The sequence below is a fragment of the Halomonas sp. KM007 genome (genome assembly GCF_050709225.1).
In the GTDB taxonomy this organism is placed as follows: domain Bacteria; phylum Pseudomonadota; class Gammaproteobacteria; order Pseudomonadales; family Halomonadaceae; genus Vreelandella; species Vreelandella hamiltonii.
On the sequence record NZ_CP136131.1, the window covers coordinates 845,729 to 863,578 of the forward strand.

Sequence of the window (17,850 nt, forward strand, 5' to 3'; positions counted from 1 at the left end):
TATACAGGTTATGCCATAACGCCAAACAATCGGCCAATCAGCGATGTCAACGCCATGGCCAGCGCGCCCCAGAACAGGACACGCAGTGCAGCAGCACGTATCGGTGCACCGCCCACTTTGGCCGCCAGTGCACCTAACAGCGCCAGCAGCGCTAGAGAGGTCACGGCGACCAAGGGAATCAGCAACAGGGTGGGAGCCCACCACGCCATCAGAAGCGGTATTAGCGCGCCAATGGTGAACATCGCCGCCGAAGAAAACGCTGCTTGCAATGGCTTTGCTTGGCTCACCACGGTGATGCCGATTTCATCTCGGGCATGGGTGCCCAAGGCATCTTTTTGCATCAATTGCTCTGCCACTTGTCTGGCAAGCTCAGGCGTTAAACCTCGCTCGACATAAATGGAGGCCAGCTCCTCTTTTTCGGCTTCATAATGATGCGTCAGCGCGTTGCGCTCAATGGCTAAATCGGCACGTTCTGTGTCGGATTGCGAGCTTACCGAGACGTACTCCCCGGCCGCCATCGACATTGCCCCAGCCACCAACCCAGCAAGCCCCGCCAATAAAATATCGCTTTGTGCGGTAGACGCTGCGGCCACTCCAAGAATCAGGCTGCTGGTAGAAACAATGCCATCATTAGCTCCCAGTACAGCAGCTCTTAACCAGCCAGAGCGGTGAGAGCGGTGATGCTCTTGGTGGATCATGGCGTCTCCTGAGGAAGAGGCTGTTGTCGCCTTCGTTTACTCAGCTTAGTTCATTGGGCGGGCACTACCTTCAATAGTTGCCCTTCCTCACTGTCAGTCAGCAAATAGACTGCGCCCTCGGGGCCTACTCGCACGTCACGAATGCGCGCATCCAGCTCACCAAACAGCCCCTCTATGTCTTCGGCGCTGCCGTCTTCCTGCCAGCGTACCCGACGCACCTCACGATTGACCAATGCCCCCACCAGCAGGTCGCCCTGCCACTCGGGGAACAGCTCGCCCCGATAGACGGCCATGCCCGAAGGGGCGATAGAAGGCGTCCACTCCAGCGCCGGGGGCTGCATGCCGGGGTATTCTGTAAACGGCGAGACTCTGGCCCAGGTGTAATCCAGCCCGCCGGTGGCAATTGGCCAGCCGTAGTTGTTGCCGGGTTGGATGAGGTTGAGCTCATCTCCGCCTCGCGGGCCATGCTCGTGGGCAAACAGCTGCTGGCGCTGGGCGTCGTAGACCAGCCCCTGCACGTTGCGATGGCCAATACTGTAGAGCTCGGGCAGTGCATCGGCCTGAGCCAGGAAGGGGTTGTCGTCGGGCACGCTGCCATCGGCATTCAGGCGCACGATGCTGCCGATATGGCTGTTCACCCGCTGGGCATCTTCACGGTTATCGAAACCATCGCCCAGGGTGAGGATCAGCGTGTCATCCGGCAACCATGCCAGGCGCCCCCCATAGTGGGCATCGCCACGCTTGGCGGGGTGAACCCGAAAAATCTCTTCCACCTGCTCCAAACGCATATCGCCCAGGGTGGCCCGAGCCAGGCAGGCATGATTGGCACTGGCCGTACCGCAGGCGTAGCTGAGGTAGAGCTGTTGATTGGTCTCGAACTGGGGAGAAAGCAGCACATCGAACAACCCCGATTGCCCAGAGGCAAACACCTCCGGCACGCCATCGAGGTCGGCCAGCGTCTGGCCGCGGTCATCCAGCAGCAATAGGCGTCCTGGGCGCTCGGTCACCAAAAAGCGGCCATCGGGCAAGAATGCCAGCGACCAAGGGTGCTCCAGCGCATCGGCCAGGGTGTCGATCTGATAGGCCGTTTGGGCTTCGGCAGCGGGCTGAGTCACGGGCAGCACGAAGGCGACCAGCGCCATGGCCAGAGACGTGCGGCCATGGCGCTTGTGCGACGCGGGACACGTCAGCATGGCCAGCAGCCAGCCTGCTATGGCGGCCGTTGCCAGCATGGCGGCCAGCCCACCGGCAGTGCGGGTGGCTGCCACCAGCGTGGGCATGGGCGCAAACGTATTGGTCAGCAGGAAAGTCAGCCATAGCCCGGCCACGGCCGCCAGCGCAAAGGCCAGGCGTCGAAGGCTGGCAGGCCACCGCCGAGTGAGCCAGCCCGCCACGGCCTGGGAGATCAGAAACCCCGCCAGAAACAGCCCTGCGTAAACGGGCGCAAAGTGAAGAAGATCCTGTGCCGTGGTCGAAAGCCGTGTACCCAGGGGAATGGCCACCCCCAACGCCTGCAACTCACTCAGGTTCAATTGGGTTTGCACGACGCTGCCCAACACGACCCCGATGACCACCGCAAACAGCACACGAAGTGCCAGCGCCCCCCTACCCTTCTTCTGACTCATGATGTTCTCCACATTGAGCGTATTTTCCTACCAGCATACCTTTAATTGCCATCTTGTTCGTGGAGAGTGCTGGGAAAGTGCTGAATGAACACGCTGCCACGGGGAGTGCGTCCGATTCTTCAGGGAGTGCGTGCGTTTTTAATAGACAGACGTTATGTCCTTGATAAATATTACCTATTCCACGGAGCCACCATGCCGCGCTATACGAGTACTGCTGCCGCACTGACGGCACTCATGACCGTTGCTACTGCCGGGGTCGCCAGCGAGCCGCCGCTGGCCCAGCAGTTGAACGCCTTGGAAAACTTTCAGGTCATCGCGCATCGTGGCGCCAGCGGTCACGCTCCCGAAAGCACGATGCCCGCCTACGAGCTGGCTCACGAGTGGGGCGTGGACTATCTGGAGCTGGACGCTCAGCTCACCGCCGATGGCAAAGTGGTCATTTTTCATGACAACACGCTGGAACGTACCAGTAACGGTGAAGGGCATATCCATGAGCACACACTGGCCGAACTGAAGGCGCTGGATACCGGCAGCTGGTTCAACGAAGCAAACCCCGCGCAAGCGTCGGATGACTTTGTCGGTTTACCCATGCTGACGCTGGAGGAACTGTTCGATCACTTCGGGCATACCACCCGCTATTATATCGAAACCAAGTCACCCCACTTGAACCCAGGCCTGGAAGCCGCGCTGGTAGAGCGCCTGGAGGCCTACGACCTTGTACAGGAAGGCCGTGTACTGGTGCAGTCGTTTGCTCAGGAAAGCCTGCTGAAAATACAGGCGCTCAATCCTGAGATCCCGCTGGTGCAACTGTTGTGGTACTCCCCTGGCGAGGGCGAAGGCTCCCCCTTGGTCGAGTGGAACGACACCACGCCCGGGCCCGCCCAGATGCGTGCCAGCGACTTTCAGCGCATCGCCGAATACGCCGTCGGGATCGGCACCAACGCCCAGCGTGATGGGCAGGACGTGATCGATGCCGACTTTATTCGTCTGGCCCAGCAGAACGGCCTGCCAGTGCACGTTTACACCATCAACGAGCGCCCAGAGATGGAGCGCCTGATGCGCATGGGAGTCAACGGACTGTTTACGGATTACCCGGACCGCCTACAGTCACTGATCGTTGAATAAGCATGCTTTTTCAAGTGCTGACGATCGTTACCCTGTCGCGCTTTTAGCGTACTATCTTTCTAATATAAAAATGACAAGAACGGCAGGGTCGAGACGGAAGCGTTGTTAGGTCATCGTTTGTACGTTGCAGGGGGATTTCCCATTCTTACACCCATGACACACGGCACTTGTTCCTGGTGCCCTTGCTGAACGTGATGCCACGGAGACCCTGTCGCGCCTATGGGCTGCTGGCCTTGATCTGGCTATGGCTGGTGCCCGCCTGTGCCCTGGCCGAAGCCGAGCCGACCGAGTCGTTCACGGCGATCGTTCTCGTGGCTCACCCGGACATCGAACTTTCAGCGCTGCCACGGGATGCCCTTCGCGCCATGTTTGCCATGCGCCAACGCACCTGGCCTGGCGGCCAGGCCATGCAGGTTTTTGTGTTACCCAATCGCGACCCTGTACATGCCCGCTTTGCCAAGGAGATGCTGGCCGTCTACCCGCATCAGCTGCAGCTCGCCTGGGACAGGATGGTGTTTTCTGGCATGGGGCAAGCGCCCCACCGTGTACGCGACCAAGTGGATATGCGCGAGCGAGTTGCCCGCACTCCCGGCGCGCTAGGCTACCTTGAGCGGGAGTACCTGGATGAAAGCGTCCGTGTCATTTCCATGGAGTAAGCGCTTGGGGCAGCGCTGCGCCCTGGCGGGTTTGCTGGCCTGGCTGCCCATGGCAGGCATGGCCCAAGAGCCCCCCACCGACACCCTTCAGGTGCACGGGTTTCTCAGCCAGGCACTGGTCATCACCGACCATAACGACTTCTTTGGCCCCAGTAGCGACAAGGGCAGCCTGGAGTATACCGAACTGGGGTTGAACGCCTCGTTTCGCCCACACCGCCGGGTGCTGGTGGCAGGCCAACTGCTCAGCCGCCGTGCGGGAGGCGATACCAGCGATGCGGCCCCCACCCTCGACTACGGCGTGGTGGATTACCAGATGCTGTCCAGCCCGGCGCGCACGCTGGGGGTTCAGGCAGGCCGCTTCAAGAACCCATTTGGACTCTACAACCAGACCCGGGACGTGGCCTTTACACGCCCGAGCATTTTGCTGCCTCAATCCATCTACTTTGACCGCACCCGCGCACTGGGGCTGGCGGCAGATGGTATCAGCCTATATGCCGAGGAGCATACCGCGGCGGGTACGTGGCGCTTGAGAGGCGGCCTGGGTCGCCCGCAGACGGACTCAGAGCTATCCGACCAGCTGTTTGGCGGCATGGCCCAACGAGTGTCAGCCTCCGAGCCCTCGGCCATCGCGCAGCTGCTCTTCGAAGACCACAGCGGCCAGTGGGTAGCGGCATTGAGCACGGCCTCGGTGCACCTGGATGCCACGCTCGTGGGTCAGGCGGCCGACTTCGAGTTTCAACCGTGGATCGCTTCCTTGCAGTACGACCAGGAGTACTGGAGCGTGACCGCCGAATACGCGCTGCGCCAGCAGGCCCTGAGCGGCGATAACCTGCCACGCACGTTCGATATCACGGGTGAAAGCTGGTATGTCCAGTACCAGCGGCGCTTCTCTCCCGACTGGAGCGGCCTGATTCGCTTCGACCGGCTGGTCAACGATACCGAGGACCGTTCGGGCCGCGCCTACGAACGGGCCGGGTTCGGTCCTGCGCATTCCCAATTCGCCGATGACATCACTCTGGGCGTGCAGTGGACACCCACGCCCCAGCTCATGCTGTCGGGGGAGTATCACTACGTGGATGGCACCGGTTGGCTGCCTCGGCAAGACAACCCCGATGCCGGCCTGACCCGCAAGCATTGGAACATGCTGCTGTTTCAACTCTCTCTGCGCTTTTAAACCCTGCCACCGGGATCTGTCTCGATGAATCAGTCCAGCCCACCCGTCAAGCGTCGCTCGAGTCTTGCCTGGCGTGTCATTGCGCCTAGCAGCTTGCTGCTGCTGGTGCTGGTGGCCCTGTTCATCTGGCTTGGCCATCATCACCTGACCCAGCAGCTCGAACAGAGCCGTCAGGGGCATCATGAGCGTCAACAGCGAGAAATCCGTCTGGCCATGCAGCGCTCTGCCGATAACCTGCGCCAGTTGGCAGGCTTGACAGCAAACGCCCCCGACCTGGGCAATGCCTTGGCTCAGAACGATGATGAAGGCCTACGCACGGTGCTGGCAGCCCAGTGGCCTTCGCTGCAGTTGGAAGCCGGGGTGGATGGCGTGTTCGTCTTCGATCGTCAGGGGCAGCAGCGTGGGCAGTCCGGGATGGGCTCCCCGGATATGGAGCTGCCCATTCGCGGTTGGGTAGACGACCTGCTGGCGCGAGAGATTCCCATCAAGACGCTGCGCTGTACCACCAGCTGCCAGCAATATGCGGCGGTGCCGATTCTGGTGGATGGCGACAGCATCGGCATGGTCATGCTGTCTCGTTCGCTTGCCGACGTCACCCGCGAAGCCAAGGAGGTCTCGGGTAGCGAAGTAGCGCTGATGGTCACGGGCCACGTCGAGGGTGACTCCAACGACCCATCGCGATACCTGCCAGGCTGGAACGGTCATCTGGTGGCCATCACCAACCGAGAACCTACCCTGCCGCTGCTGGAGCAGGCCTCGTTGGCAACGCCGATCTACCAGTTGGCAGACACGCCTTTCAGCATGGAGTACGCCGGACGCTACCTGGAGCTGAGCGCGGTTTACATGGAAGACGATGCCGATTGGCGCAGCACCAGCTATTTTCTGTTGATTTCAGACATCACGACGCAAACGACGGCCATTCAGCGGGCCACCAACACGCTGCTGGCGCTGGGCGTGGCGGGCTGGCTGGCGGCGGAATTGCTGCTGCTGGCGATTCTGCTCGGGCCCATGGCGCGGCTGCGCCGTGTAGCGGCCCTGTTACCGGCGCTGTCGGATGGGCAGTTTCAGCGCGTGCGCACCCGCCTGCCCATGACGACCCCCAGGCGCTCCAATGAGATCGACATACTGGAAAATGCCACGCGCACCCTGGCCGACCAGTTGGAGCGTCTGGAGTCGTCGGTACATGATCACAGCGGCCAACTGGCCGAGCGTATCGAGGAGTTGGCCAGCGAGCGCGATTTCGTCAATAGCCTGCTGGATACGGCCCAGGTGTTCATTGTCGTGCAAACGGCCACTGGGCGCATTCAACGAGTCAATGAATATACCCGCAGCCGCCTGGGGTTGGCTGACCAGGATCTGGTAGGCCGCCATTTTTACGACATCTTCGACAGCTCTGCCCACCCTCTGCCAGGGGGAGCGGAGCACCGCAACGCGCAGCCCGCAGGCCAGTTCGCCAGCCATCAGCAGGAAGAGAAAACCCTGCATACCCAGGACAAGCGCTACGCCACCGTGGCCTGGTACCATGCGCCACTCACCAGCAGCCATCGGGAGCGGGGAGCACGCATTTCGGTAGGTCTGGACATCACCGAGCGCAAAGCTGCCGAAGAGCGTTTGACCTGGCTGGCCGAACACGACCCACTCACCGAGCTGTACAACCGTCGATATTTCCAGGACGCGGTTCAGCACGCCCTGCTGTGTCAGAGCGAAGGCGCCATCGTGCTGCTCGACCTCAACGAGTTCAAGGAGGTCAATGAGCTGAGCGGGCACCATGTGGGCGACCACCTGCTGCGTGAAGTTGCCGAAACGCTGTTCATCAATCTCGGGCAGCGTGGCACGATTGCCAGGCTGGGGGGCGATGAGTTTGCCCTGTTGCTGGAAGGGGTGAACAGCGAGCAAGCCATCAGCGTCGCCGACTATATCAACCAGTTGCTGAGCAGCATTGGCTTCCAGGCCGCAGGCCGGAAACATCATATCTCTGCCAGCATGGGGATCGCGCTGTTCCCGGCCCATGGGCAGACTTCTGCCGACCTGCTGGCCAGCGCCGACATGGCCATGTACAAGGCCAAAGAGAGCAGCAATCAGGATTGGTACCTGCTGTCCCAGGCCGAAAATGCCAAGGATGAGCTGCAGGAGCGGGTGTATTGGGTAGAACAGCTGCACAACGCGCTGGAACACGAGCAGTTCGAGCTGATGGTGCAGCCCATCGTGCGCCTCAAGGATCACGATATCAAACATTACGAAGTGCTGGTCCGCATGCGACACCCGGATGGCAGTCTGGTGGCGCCTCAGCACTTCATTCCGGTCGCCGAGCAGAGCGGCCTGGTAGTCGCTCTGGACCGCTGGGTCATCAGGCACAGTCTGCAAGCCTTGGGCAAGCTGCAGGAGCGCGGTGTTTCGCTGGCCGTGAACCTGTCGGGGCAGTCGCTTCACGACCTGGGCTTGAAACAGTACCTCACCGACGAGCTGCGCAGCAGCGGTGCCGACCCTCACCACCTGATTCTCGAAGTCACGGAAACGGCAGCCATCACCGACTTTTCCACCGCCCGCAACGTATTGCAAACGTTCAGAGACCTGGGCTGCCGTACCGCGCTGGACGACTTTGGCATCGGCTTCAGCAGTTTCCATTATCTTGGCCAACTGCCGGTGGATTACATCAAGATCGATGGCTCGTTCATTCGTAGCCTGCTGATCAATCCCGACAGCCATACCATCGTCAAAGCAATTGCCGACATTGCCAAGGGGTTCGGTAAACAGACCATCGCTGAATTCGTTGATCAGGCACCGTTGACGCCTATTCTGCAAGAGTACGGCATTACCTATGGACAAGGGTTCTATTTGGGCAAACCCATCCCATTAACGCAGCTCATACAAGGATAACGATGGTGATCACGCCGGCTGCGAGCCTGGCGCCTCCTGGCGAGTGAACTCCTGTGGCGCGACGCTCGCGAACTTTTCGGCAAAGAACAGCAGCGTTTCAGGATGGCGAAAGCGCTGCTCGAACGTCTCCTGACCTTTGGGGGTGCGGCGGGTAACGCTGGCCTGATAGGCACTGCCTACTTTGGAGACGCGGACACTGTTCTCGTGACCCGGCTCCCGGTGATACGCCGTGACGTTGGACTGCTGCTCCAGCAGTTGGGCCAGCTTCGACGCGGCCACTCGCTCTTCTTCACTGGCCCACAGCGGCTGGTCTCGATTGCCGTAGTGATAGAGCATGACGGCCAGGATGAGGGCAAAGATGCTGCTGATGAGCATCCAGGTCAGTTCTACGCCCGCCACTGGCGTACTCAGCAGAATGCCCATCTGCACCAGGCTTCCCACGGCAAACACCAGCGCCAGCGGCCGCCACATGCGCTGATTCATGACGCCTCGGTTGAGCATGTATCCCCACAGCCCCACGACCCCCAACACCCCAAAGAACAGGTGCACCAGCGCCAGCGGTGTCCCGCCCCCGAAGAGAATGGCAATGACGCCCATCACGGGCAGCAGGCTGTAAAGCCCAGCGAAGAGAAGGTAGGCACGCTGTAGGGACATGAAGGGCTCCTTATTTCATGGTAAAGCCACGCTTCACTAGAAAGTCACGCATGTGGGGGCGCAGCTTGTTGTCGAACAGAGGGGTGAGGTTGTGCGACCAGTCACTGTTTTTATTGCCGCTACTGCGTGATTGGTAGTAGGCCCGCATGGTGTCATCGAAGGCCACGACCTGATCACTGTCTTCAGTGTAGTAGTCCTCTTTCAGAATCGCCTCCACGGGCAGCCTGGGCTTGACCTCCGGCTGATGGTCCGGGTAGCCCAGACACATGCCGAATACCGGGTACACATGGGGCGGCAGTTTGAGCAGTTCACTGACGGCCTCGGGGTTGTTGCGAATCCCGCCGATGTAGCAGATGCCCAGCCCTTCCGACTCGGCCGCCACGGCCACGTTTTGGGCCATCAGCGCCGTGTCCACGGTGGCCACCAGCAGTTGCTCGGTCATGCCGCGCTCTACGTTGGCGCCAGTACGCGCCGAGGCTTCGGTAGGACGCTTCATGTCGGCGCAGAACACCAGAAATACCGCACTGCTGGCCACATAGCCCTGGCCACCGGACAGTTCGGCCAGTTGCTCTCGGTTGGCTGCATCTTTCACGTGAATCACGCTGTACGCCTGCACATGGCTGGAGGTCGCCGCCGCCTGCCCAGCCTTGATCAGCTCCAGGAGCAGCCCACGGGGAATCTCCTGGTCGGTGAATTTACGAATGGAACGGTGGGACTGCAAGAGCTTGATAACGTCGTTCATGGTGCCTCGGGGTGTGGTGTATGGATTGTCAAACAAAGATGACCAGCTTACGTGAAACGTGATGGAACCAGTATAGCGTCAGGATATGTCACCAACGGCCAAGACAGTGCGCATCAACAACTGAAATACGCTGTGTGACTGGGGCTTATCCAGCGGATGGCTATACTGTAAAAAGCGTTATTCTAATACAGTGTTTCACTCTGAATAATCGCACCACTGAATAACGATGCCAGGATACCGCCATGACAAACGCCTCACATACCCCGCCTGGGCAAGCATGGAATGCTAGCCAGTACGCGGAAAACGCATCTTTCGTGCCCAAGCTGGGCCACGAGGTGCTGAAGCTGCTCGCCCCTCAGCCGGGTGAGCGCATTCTGGATCTGGGCTGCGGTGATGGCGTATTGAGCGAGCGCATCATGCAGCTGGGCGCTGACGTGCTGGGCGTCGATGCGTCGGCGGAAATGGTCGCGGCGGCGCAGCAGCGCGGCGTGACGGCCAGAATTGTCGATGGCCACCAACTGCCCTTCGACCACGAGTTCGATGCGGTTTTCAGCAATGCCGCCCTGCACTGGATGCTCGACCCTCAGGCCGTGTTGGCAGGCGTCAAGCGAGCCCTCAAGCCTGGGGGGCGCTTTGTGGCCGAGTTTGGTGGGCACGGTAACGTGGCGGCCATCTGCACCGCGCTGATTGCTTCGCTGCAGTTCCGTGGTATCAGCTCCAAAGGGCGTCACCCGTGGTATTTCCCGACGGCAGAGGAGTACGCCAACCTGCTGCAAACCGTGGGCTTTCGTATCGACAGCATCGAGCTCATCCCGCGCCCTACGCCGCTGCCCAAGGGCATGGCCAACTGGCTGGACACCTTTGCCAGTCCGTTCTTCCACGGCCTGGATGATGATCTGAAAGATGCCGTGTTCGATAATGCGGTCAACCTGCTGGCGCATAGCCTGAGCGATGGTCGCGGCAACTGGACCGCCGACTACGTGCGCCTACGCGTGGTGGCCCACGCCTGAAAGAAAACGCGCCCTGAGCACGTCGTGCGCTCAGGGGGCGTCCTGTAACCTTCCTTGGACCTTCCTTTTTAGAACTCGTCCCACTCGTCCTGCTGTGTCTGGGTAGACTTGGCTTTGGGCATCGGGGCGGGTGCTTGTCGCCCAAGAGCGGGCGCTGTCTCCTGCGGCGCAGGCGACAATTGCTCGCCAGCAGCCAGCCGGAAGGTGGAGATCAGTTCTGCCAGACCGCTGGCCTGGCCCTCCAGGGCCGTGGCCGCCGCGCTGGTTTCCTGCACAAGCGCCGCGTTCTGCTGGGTCACCGAATCCATTTCGGTCAACGCCGCATTGATCTGCTCGATCCCTCCTCTCTGTTCACGGGTTGCCGTGGAAATTTCACCCACCAGCGTGGTGACCTGACGAATGGCGTCCACCGTCTGATGGATGGTTTGCCCGCTGCGCTCGGCCTGACTGGCACCGCTGGTGATTTGCGTCGTGGTTTGCTCGATGAGGCCGCGAATCTCCTTGGCCGACTCGGCACTGCGGGTAGCGAGAGAACGCACCTCGCTGGCCACCACGGCAAAGCCGCGCCCCTGCTCACCGGCTCGGGCCGCTTCCACGGAGGCATTGAGCGCCAGGATATTGGTCTGGAAGGCAATCGAGTCGATCACGCCAATGATGTCGTTCACCCTGTCGGCGCTGGCCGCAATATCCCGCATCAGTTGCACGGTTCGCTCGACCTCGTCGCCACTCAGCTCTGCCGACTGCGATGCCGCCACGGAGAGCTGGTCGGCCTGCTGGGCGATATCCGCATTGGTGCCCACCGTGGTCGCCATCTGCTCCATGCTGGAAGCCGTTTGCTGAAGCGCGGCGGCCTGCTGCTCGGTACGCGAGGAGAGGTCCTGGCTGCCGGAGGAAATCTCGCTGGCCCCGCTGTAGACGTGTTCACTGCTGCTGCGCAACGAGAGGACCAGCGTTCTGAGCTTTTCCTGCATGGCGGCCAGCCCAATGAACAGCTGGCCAATCTCGTTACGGCCGCGGTCTTCGATACGCCCGGTCAGGTCGCCGTCGGCAATGCGCGCAAAGTGGTCCAGCGCCTGGCGCAGCGGCGTAACCACCCCGCGCACCATGGCAATACGAATGACCAGCGCCGCCAACAGTGAAAACAGCAGTAGACCAATGGCGATGGCACCTACCCAGGTCGCGACTCGCTCAACCTGTTGCATCACCTGCTGACCACGAGATTCGGTATAGGCCACAAAATCGCTCATCGCCGTATCCAGACGCGCGCTATGCTCGCCCAGCTCCGCCTGGCGGCGCTGGATCTGGAAAGGCGGCGCATTCAACAAGGGCTCCAAGCCTTCCACCACAAAGGCTTGATAAGCCTCGGCCACCGCATCTCGGTAGCGGGAAAGCTCACTTTCCGGGGCCACCCCCACAGAGGAGAACTCCTCGAAGTACTGTTGCGCGATCTGCGTGGCCTCCACTGCCTGCCCTTGGCTTTCCTGACCTCTTTCAGGATTGCCCATGGTACTGAAGCTGGCAGCGCGGTCGAGAAAGGTCTGCGCCCGTAAGGCATTGACCTGCATTCGGTTGGCCAGATTGACCAGCCTGACATTGGTATTGTTGATTTCGGCAAGTGCCTGACCGCTGTTGGTATTGGCATAAAAGCCCAGCCCGCTAATCAGGCCGATCATCACCACCAGCACCGCGAGGGCAGCCGTCAGGCTCCATTTTATCGAGAGATGCTTCATGAGTGAGTTCCCTTGTGCTTATTTGTTATGGCGCTGCTCAAGCGCAGAGTAAAACAATCTACGTGAAAAAACGGCACCTCTACGACTTATGTATCAACCATTTTCATCTATGCGATAAACAAAAAAACCCACTCCAACAGGAGCGGGCTGTATCCAGCGAAGGCCACTTAAGCGGGTGTGTTCTTCAACGTGGCCATATCGATCACGAAGCGGTAACGCACGTCACCTTTTTCCATGCGCTCGAAACCTTCATTGATGTCGTTGATATTCAGCATTTCGATATCACAGGTGATGTTCTGGTCGGCACACAGCTGCAAAAGCTCTTCCGTTTCGGCAATCCCGCCGATCAGTGAACCAGCCACCACGCGGCGTTTGAAGACCAGATTGAACGCTTCGATGGTCGGCTCGATGGGCTCCAGCAGCCCGACGATGATATGCGTCCCGTTGTACTTGAGCGCGGCCAGATAGGGGTTGAGGTCATGCTGTACCGGCACGGTATCCAGCATGAAGTCGTAGGTTTCTGCCACGGCCTCCATTTGCGCCGGGTCGCTGGATACCACCACGTGGTCAGCACCGTTTCGCTTGGCTTCCTCTACCTTGGCGTCGGAACGGGTAAATACCGTGACTTCTGCGCCCAGCGCCTTGGCCAGCTTCACGCCCATATGGCCCAGGCCACCCATGCCAATCACCCCGATCTTGTGCCCTTTACTTACCCCGAAATGCTTCAGCGGTGAGTAGGTAGTGATACCGGCGCACAGGATAGGCGCTGCCGAGGCCAGATCGATACCGTCAGGCATCTTGAGCACGAAATGCTCGCTCACCACGATGGCATCGGAATAGCCGCCCTGGGTCAGGGTGCCGTCCTGACGGTCGGGGCTACCGTAGGTCATGGTGAAGCCTTCCAGGCAGTATTGCTCTACGCCCTCCTGGCAGGCCGAACAGGTGCGGCAGGAATCGACCATACAGCCCACCCCTACCAGATCGCCTACCTGGAAGCGGCTGACGTCGCTGCCCACGGCGGTCACGCGGCCGACGATCTCGTGGCCGGGCACGACGGGGTATTGGCTCATGCCCCAGTCGTTACGCGCAAAGTGCAGGTCACTGTGGCATACGCCACAGTAGAGAATTTCGATGGCAACGTCGTCGGCACGGGGCGAACGACGTTCAAAGGTAAACGGCGCGAGGGGTTTGTCTGCGGAAAACGCGGCGTACGATTTTGCCTGGCTCATGGAAACTCCTTGGTAAGGCATCCCGCCCATGCGAGAGAAGTCTCCATTATTGGCCGTACCGCCGCGGTTAGCGATGAACGAAGCTCCGATTTTTTTGCCTATTTCTCCATAAAGGCGTAATAAAATAACAAAAACGCGCGCAAAAAAGTCACAATTGTCCTAAACGAACTGATGACAGTCTCGCCTATGGAGCCCCCATGGCCACCAACACCGCTGCGGGCAACGCCCTCGCTCAGTGCCTTTTTCCCTTGATTCGACGGGAAGGAATGAACGCCTCGGCTCTGCCACGGGTCAGCCTGCTGTACCTGAAACGGCATCAGCCGCGCACCCCGCTCATGTACGAACCGGGGCTGACGATCATTGCCCAAGGGCGAAAGATCGGTTACCTGGGTGACCGCGAGATTCACTACAACCCTGGACACTATCTCGTTCAGACCCTGCCGCTGCCTTTCGAGTGCGAAACACACGGCTCCGAAGAGGCGCCGCTGCTGGGTATTTCGGTCTCTCTGGACCCCGCGCTGCTCAACGAGCTGGTCACCGCCATGGGCGAACAAGGGCCGCTCGTAAAAACCCCCAGACCCATGGCCTCGGTGGCCATGAACGAAGGCATGCAGGCTGCGGTTCTGCGGCTTGCTCACACCCTGCACGACGAAGTGGAGTGCCGCATCATGGGGGCAGCGCGTATACGTGATGTGGTGTTCGAAGCGCTCAAGGGGGAGCAGGGGCAAGCGCTACGCGCGCTGGTCAGCGGCCATGGCCACTATGCGAGAATCGTGCAGGTGCTTTCCCACCTGCATGCTCATTTTGCCGATCCGTTTTCGGTGGAACAGCTGGCCCAGCAGGCCAACATGAGCGTCTCGACCTTTCATCAGCACTTCAAGCAGATCACCCGGGCTTCCCCAGCGCAGTACGTGAAGCGGCTGCGGCTATTGAAGGCTCAGCAGCTATTGCGGCAGGACCGCCATAACGTCAACCAGACCGCCCTGGCCGTCGGCTACCGCAGCGTGCCTCAGTTCAGCCGCGACTATAAGCGTTACTTTGGCGAGCCACCGCTACAGCATCGCCGACAGGAGCAGGCCATGGGCGCCTGACAAGCGCCCTGTCGGCGACCCAAGTGCGCTTATTTGGCAAAAATCTGGCTCTTGTCCTTGAACGCCTTGAACTCCAGCGCATTGCCGCAGGGGTCGAGCAGGAACATGGTGGCCTGTTCACCCACTTCTCCCTTGAAGCGGATATAGGGCTCGATCACGAAATCGGTATCGCGGGCTTTCAGGCGCTCGGCCAGCGTTTCCCACTCATCCCACTCCAGGATGACACCAAAATGCGGTACCGGCACATTGTGGCCATCCACCGGGTTGGTATGCGCGCTTTCCTGCCCAGGCGTCTTGGGATGCTCGTGAATCACCAGCTGGTGGCCAAAGAAGTTGAAATCCACCCAGTGGTCACTGGAGCGCCCCTCTTCCAGACCAAAGACATCGTTGTAGAAAGCGCGTGCCAGCGGCACATCGTAAACGGGGATTGCCAAGTGGAAAGGGGAAAGGCTCATGAGAAGCTCCTGTTATCGGGTATGCCGCGATGTGCTGCGTTTATGGTTAGTTCAGCCATCCTAAAAGCGGCCATGCAAAAATAAAATCAATTGTTTTTTGATAAACTCACAAAAAATATTGATGAGTGACCGATGAATGATTCGTGAGCTAAAAACACTGGTGGCCGTGGCCCAGCACGGCACTTTTGCCGCTGCCGGGCAGCAGACCGGGCTGACGCAGGCGGCCGTCAGCGCCCAGATGAAGCGCCTGGAAGCGGAACTGGGGGTCACACTGTTCGAGCGCAGCGGTCGCAATGCCGTCCTCACCTCGCAAGGTCAGGCCACCCTGCAGCAAGCCCGCGCCCTGCTGGCGCTGTACCGAACGCTGGGGGCTGCGGGCACCGACCAGGCCCCCGGCACGCTCATCACGCTAGGCGCCATTGCCTCGTATCAACGTACGCTGCTGCCGGACGTGCTGGCACATTTTCACCGCCACTTTCCTCACTGCCGCAGCCAGGTAGTCCCTGGGCTGTCACTGGGGCTGATGAGCCAGGTGGACGCAGGAGAGCTCGATATGGCCGTGATCATTCGGCCGCCTTTCTCGCTGCACAGCGACCTGCGCTGGCAGCCACTGGCCCATGAACCCTTTCGCCTGTTGGTACCACAGGACTGGTCAGGGAGCGATTGGCGAGCATTGCTGGAGCGTCATCCGTTCGTGCGTTACGACCGGACATCCTTTGGGGGGCGGCAGGTCGAGCGCTTCTTGCGCGATCAGCACTGCCAGGTGCGCGATGTGTGTGAAGTCGATGAACTGGATGCCATCGTTCGGCTGGTGGCCAACGGCGTGGGCGTCGCGCTGGTACCAGAGCCTCGTGCCCTTGACCACTGGCCCAGCGGCATCAGGGCAGTCAGCCTCGGTGAGCACACCTTTCACCGGGATATCGGGGTGGTATATCGAGGCGATCAACCTGGCCACGAGGCAGCCCGCGCTCTGATCGCCCTGTTGGTGGAATACGCCGCATAGCCATGAACGAAACGCACAACGCCAGCCCGAAGGCTGGCGTTGTATAGGCCGAACTTCAGGCGTCCTGCTTACGCCTGTGTCACCTCTGCTTCTTGCTCGCTGTCCTGAGCTTCCGCTTCGTCAGCGGGTTCGGCGTCCTGCTCCGCCTCGTCAGCGGCGTCTTCGACGTCACTTGCCTCGACGGCATCGCCCGCCTGCAGGTTCATGGGCTCGTCAAGCTGCAGGGTTTGTGCCGTATAGGCGCGCACATCACGCAGCAGCTCCGGGTTTTCCGCCAGTTTCTGGCCGTAGGACGGCACGATGGCGGTCAGGGTAGACTGCCACTCTTCGGTGGCCACCTGTTCGGGGAACACACGACCCAGCAGGTTCAGCATGATCGACGGAGCGGTGGAAGCGCCCGGCGAAGCGCCCAGCAGCGCAGCCATGCTGCCATCGGCAGAGCTGATGATTTCGGTACCAAACTGCAGCACGCCGCCCTGCTCTTCATCGTTGCGGATGATCTGCACGCGCTGGCCCGCTGTCCACAGCGACCAATCTTCGGGGTTGGCTTCCGGGTAGAAGTCCTGCAGCGCTTCGAAACGGTCTTCTTCCGACATCATCACCTGGCTGACCAGATAGCGCACGAGGTCAAAGTTATCGACTCCGACCTGCATCATCGGCCAGGTATTGTTCAGCGTCATGGAGCCGAACAGGTCGGTCCAGGAACCTTCTTTCAGGAACTTGCTGGAGAAGGTGGCAAACGGGCCGAAGAACAGCGCGGGTTCACCGTCCAGATAGCGGATATCCAGGTGGGGTACCGACATCGGCGGTGAGCCTTCACCGGCCTTGCCATACACTTTCACCAGATGCTGAGACACGACATCCGGGTTGGTGGTGTAGAGGAACTGGCCACCCACCGGGAAGCCGCCGTAGCCCTCTACTTCAGGAATACCGGTTTCCTGCAGCAGCGGCAGCGCCGCACCTCCCGCACCGATGAAGACGAAGCGTGCATCCACGGTGAACTCATCACCGCTGGTCAAGTCGGCGATACGGACCTGCCAGGTATCGTCGTCATTGCGCTCGAAACCACGCACTTCACTGTTCAGACCCAGCGTGAAGTTGTCGCTCTGGGCCAGAGATTCGATCATCTGGCGCGTTTGCGCACCGTAGTTCACCTCGGTGCCCATCTGCATGCGCGTTGCTGCCACCGGGGTGCCGTCGTCCTCACGACCGGCCATGACCAGCGGCATCCACTCGGCCAGCTCCTGCCAATCCTCGGAGTACTCCATACCGGCGTAGAGCGGGTTCTGTACCATGGTAGCGTGACGCTCGCGCAGGAACGCCACGTCGTCTTCGCCCCATACCAGGCTTAAATGCGGAGAGGTGCTGATGAACGAGCCGGGCTCGCCGAGCATGCCACGGTCCACCTGGTGCGCCCAGAACTGGCGAGACACCTCGAACTGCTCGGTCACGTTGACCGCACGGTCGATGGCCACACTGCCGTCCGACTGTTCAGGGGTGTAGTTCATTTCGCAGAAAGCCGAGTGTCCGGTACCGGCGTTGTTCCAGCCGTTGGAGCTTTCAGCGGCGACTTCATTCAATCGCTCGTAGAGGTGTATGCTCCACTCCGGCTCCAGCTCCTGGAGATAGGTGCCCAGCGTAGCGCTCATGATGCCGCCACCGATCAGCAGGACATCGACCGGTTCATCGGCCGAAACGGGCATTGCTGCTAGCGCCAGCAGCGGCGAGCAGAGTAAAAGACTTAAACGTTTTTGCATGTCATGTCCCTGACGATACAGAAA

The 17,850-nt window shown here is 60.4% G+C and carries 15 protein-coding genes; 7 read left to right on the forward strand and 8 right to left on the reverse strand.

Features of this window, described 5'->3' with window-relative positions:
• Positions 1–8: 8 nt before the first annotated feature.
• Together RVM27_RS03960 and RVM27_RS03965 are read right to left on the reverse strand one after the other, a co-directional pair.
• Positions 9–698: a VIT1/CCC1 transporter family protein gene (locus tag RVM27_RS03960; RefSeq protein ID WP_039175881.1), complete on the reverse strand. Its 690-nt coding sequence runs from the start codon at positions 696–698 to the stop codon at positions 9–11.
• A gap of 50 nt (positions 699–748) precedes the next feature.
• Positions 749–2,323, reverse strand: coding sequence for a PQQ-dependent sugar dehydrogenase (locus tag RVM27_RS03965; RefSeq protein WP_096921269.1), 1,575 nt, complete (start codon positions 2,321–2,323; stop codon positions 749–751).
• Positions 2,324–2,515: 192 nt separating this feature from the next.
• Here RVM27_RS03965 and RVM27_RS03970 point away from each other — a divergent pair, with 192 nt between their 5' ends.
• The 4 genes from RVM27_RS03970 (at position 2,516) to RVM27_RS03985 (ending at position 8,155) form a co-directional block, all read left to right on the forward strand.
• Entirely contained in the window at positions 2,516–3,448 is a 933-nt protein-coding gene (locus tag RVM27_RS03970) for a glycerophosphodiester phosphodiesterase (RefSeq protein ID WP_498957405.1), read from the forward strand.
• A gap of 194 nt (positions 3,449–3,642) precedes the next feature.
• Positions 3,643–4,104: a hypothetical protein gene (locus RVM27_RS03975; RefSeq protein WP_287804459.1), complete on the forward strand. Its 462-nt coding sequence runs from the start codon at positions 3,643–3,645 to the stop codon at positions 4,102–4,104.
• A complete protein-coding gene (locus RVM27_RS03980; protein ID WP_498957406.1) occupies positions 4,073–5,278 on the forward strand; it encodes a porin family protein in 1,206 nt (401 codons plus the stop codon). The genes RVM27_RS03975 and RVM27_RS03980 overlap by 32 nt, the downstream gene beginning before the upstream one ends.
• A gap of 24 nt (positions 5,279–5,302) precedes the next feature.
• Positions 5,303–8,155: a bifunctional diguanylate cyclase/phosphodiesterase gene (locus tag RVM27_RS03985; RefSeq protein WP_498957407.1), complete on the forward strand. Its 2,853-nt coding sequence runs from the start codon at positions 5,303–5,305 to the stop codon at positions 8,153–8,155.
• Between the two features lie 9 nt (positions 8,156–8,164).
• Here RVM27_RS03985 and RVM27_RS03990 read toward each other — a convergent pair whose 3' ends face one another.
• Both RVM27_RS03990 and nfsA read right to left on the reverse strand, forming a co-directional pair.
• Positions 8,165–8,809 (reverse strand): hypothetical protein, encoded by a 645-nt coding sequence (locus RVM27_RS03990; RefSeq protein WP_287804445.1) that lies wholly within the window; start codon positions 8,807–8,809, stop codon positions 8,165–8,167.
• Positions 8,810–8,819: 10 nt separating this feature from the next.
• On the reverse strand, positions 8,820–9,551 hold the full coding sequence (gene nfsA, locus RVM27_RS03995) for an oxygen-insensitive NADPH nitroreductase (protein WP_016916478.1): 732 nt from the start codon (positions 9,549–9,551) through the stop codon (positions 8,820–8,822).
• Positions 9,552–9,793: 242 nt separating this feature from the next.
• Here nfsA and RVM27_RS04000 point away from each other — a divergent pair, with 242 nt between their 5' ends.
• Positions 9,794–10,561, forward strand: coding sequence for a class I SAM-dependent methyltransferase (locus RVM27_RS04000; protein ID WP_498957408.1), 768 nt, complete (start codon positions 9,794–9,796; stop codon positions 10,559–10,561).
• A 68-nt stretch (positions 10,562–10,629) separates the two neighbouring features.
• Here the strand turns inward: RVM27_RS04000 and RVM27_RS04005 are convergent, their stop codons facing one another.
• Complete coding sequence (locus RVM27_RS04005; protein WP_498957409.1) at positions 10,630–12,291, reverse strand: methyl-accepting chemotaxis protein; 1,662 nt, start codon at positions 12,289–12,291, stop codon at positions 10,630–10,632.
• Between the two features lie 167 nt (positions 12,292–12,458).
• Complete coding sequence (locus RVM27_RS04010) at positions 12,459–13,520, reverse strand: NAD(P)-dependent alcohol dehydrogenase (protein ID WP_498957410.1); 1,062 nt, start codon at positions 13,518–13,520, stop codon at positions 12,459–12,461.
• A gap of 197 nt (positions 13,521–13,717) precedes the next feature.
• On the opposite strand from RVM27_RS04010, the gene RVM27_RS04015 reads away from it, so the two are divergent.
• The gene (locus RVM27_RS04015) at positions 13,718–14,611 is read left to right on the forward strand and encodes an AraC family transcriptional regulator (RefSeq protein WP_016916473.1); all 894 of its coding nucleotides are present in this window, start codon (positions 13,718–13,720) and stop codon (positions 14,609–14,611) included.
• A gap of 29 nt (positions 14,612–14,640) precedes the next feature.
• On the opposite strand, the gene RVM27_RS04020 is transcribed toward RVM27_RS04015, so the two are convergent.
• Positions 14,641–15,066, reverse strand: a complete 426-nt coding sequence (locus RVM27_RS04020) for a VOC family protein (protein ID WP_081135203.1) — start codon at positions 15,064–15,066, stop codon at positions 14,641–14,643.
• A 136-nt stretch (positions 15,067–15,202) separates the two neighbouring features.
• Here RVM27_RS04020 and RVM27_RS04025 point away from each other — a divergent pair, with 136 nt between their 5' ends.
• A complete protein-coding gene (locus RVM27_RS04025; protein WP_498957411.1) occupies positions 15,203–16,069 on the forward strand; it encodes a LysR family transcriptional regulator in 867 nt (288 codons plus the stop codon).
• A 68-nt stretch (positions 16,070–16,137) separates the two neighbouring features.
• Here the strand turns inward: RVM27_RS04025 and mqo are convergent, their stop codons facing one another.
• Positions 16,138–17,826, reverse strand: coding sequence for a malate:quinone oxidoreductase (gene mqo, locus RVM27_RS04030; RefSeq protein WP_498957412.1), 1,689 nt, complete (start codon positions 17,824–17,826; stop codon positions 16,138–16,140).
• Between the last annotated feature and the right edge of the window lie 24 nt (positions 17,827–17,850).

What these genes read in the sequence shown, in the direction of transcription:
- RVM27_RS03960 (WP_039175881.1), bottom strand. Translation starts at nt 698, where the DNA reads ATGATCCACCAAGAGCATCACCGCTCTCACCGCTCTGGCTGGTTAAGA.
- RVM27_RS03965 (WP_096921269.1), bottom strand. Translation starts at nt 2,323, where the DNA reads ATGAGTCAGAAGAAGGGTAGGGGGGCGCTGGCACTTCGTGTGCTGTTT.
- RVM27_RS03970 (WP_498957405.1), top strand. Translation starts at nt 2,516, where the DNA reads ATGCCGCGCTATACGAGTACTGCTGCCGCACTGACGGCACTCATGACC.
- RVM27_RS03975 (WP_287804459.1), top strand. Translation starts at nt 3,643, where the DNA reads ATGCCACGGAGACCCTGTCGCGCCTATGGGCTGCTGGCCTTGATCTGG.
- RVM27_RS03980 (WP_498957406.1), top strand. Translation starts at nt 4,073, where the DNA reads ATGAAAGCGTCCGTGTCATTTCCATGGAGTAAGCGCTTGGGGCAGCGC.
- RVM27_RS03985 (WP_498957407.1), top strand. Translation starts at nt 5,303, where the DNA reads ATGAATCAGTCCAGCCCACCCGTCAAGCGTCGCTCGAGTCTTGCCTGG.
- RVM27_RS03990 (WP_287804445.1), bottom strand. Translation starts at nt 8,809, where the DNA reads ATGTCCCTACAGCGTGCCTACCTTCTCTTCGCTGGGCTTTACAGCCTG.
- nfsA (WP_016916478.1), bottom strand. Translation starts at nt 9,551, where the DNA reads ATGAACGACGTTATCAAGCTCTTGCAGTCCCACCGTTCCATTCGTAAA.
- RVM27_RS04000 (WP_498957408.1), top strand. Translation starts at nt 9,794, where the DNA reads ATGACAAACGCCTCACATACCCCGCCTGGGCAAGCATGGAATGCTAGC.
- RVM27_RS04005 (WP_498957409.1), bottom strand. Translation starts at nt 12,291, where the DNA reads ATGAAGCATCTCTCGATAAAATGGAGCCTGACGGCTGCCCTCGCGGTG.
- RVM27_RS04010 (WP_498957410.1), bottom strand. Translation starts at nt 13,520, where the DNA reads ATGAGCCAGGCAAAATCGTACGCCGCGTTTTCCGCAGACAAACCCCTC.
- RVM27_RS04015 (WP_016916473.1), top strand. Translation starts at nt 13,718, where the DNA reads ATGGCCACCAACACCGCTGCGGGCAACGCCCTCGCTCAGTGCCTTTTT.
- RVM27_RS04020 (WP_081135203.1), bottom strand. Translation starts at nt 15,066, where the DNA reads ATGAGCCTTTCCCCTTTCCACTTGGCAATCCCCGTTTACGATGTGCCG.
- RVM27_RS04025 (WP_498957411.1), top strand. Translation starts at nt 15,203, where the DNA reads ATGATTCGTGAGCTAAAAACACTGGTGGCCGTGGCCCAGCACGGCACT.
- mqo (WP_498957412.1), bottom strand. Translation starts at nt 17,826, where the DNA reads ATGCAAAAACGTTTAAGTCTTTTACTCTGCTCGCCGCTGCTGGCGCTA.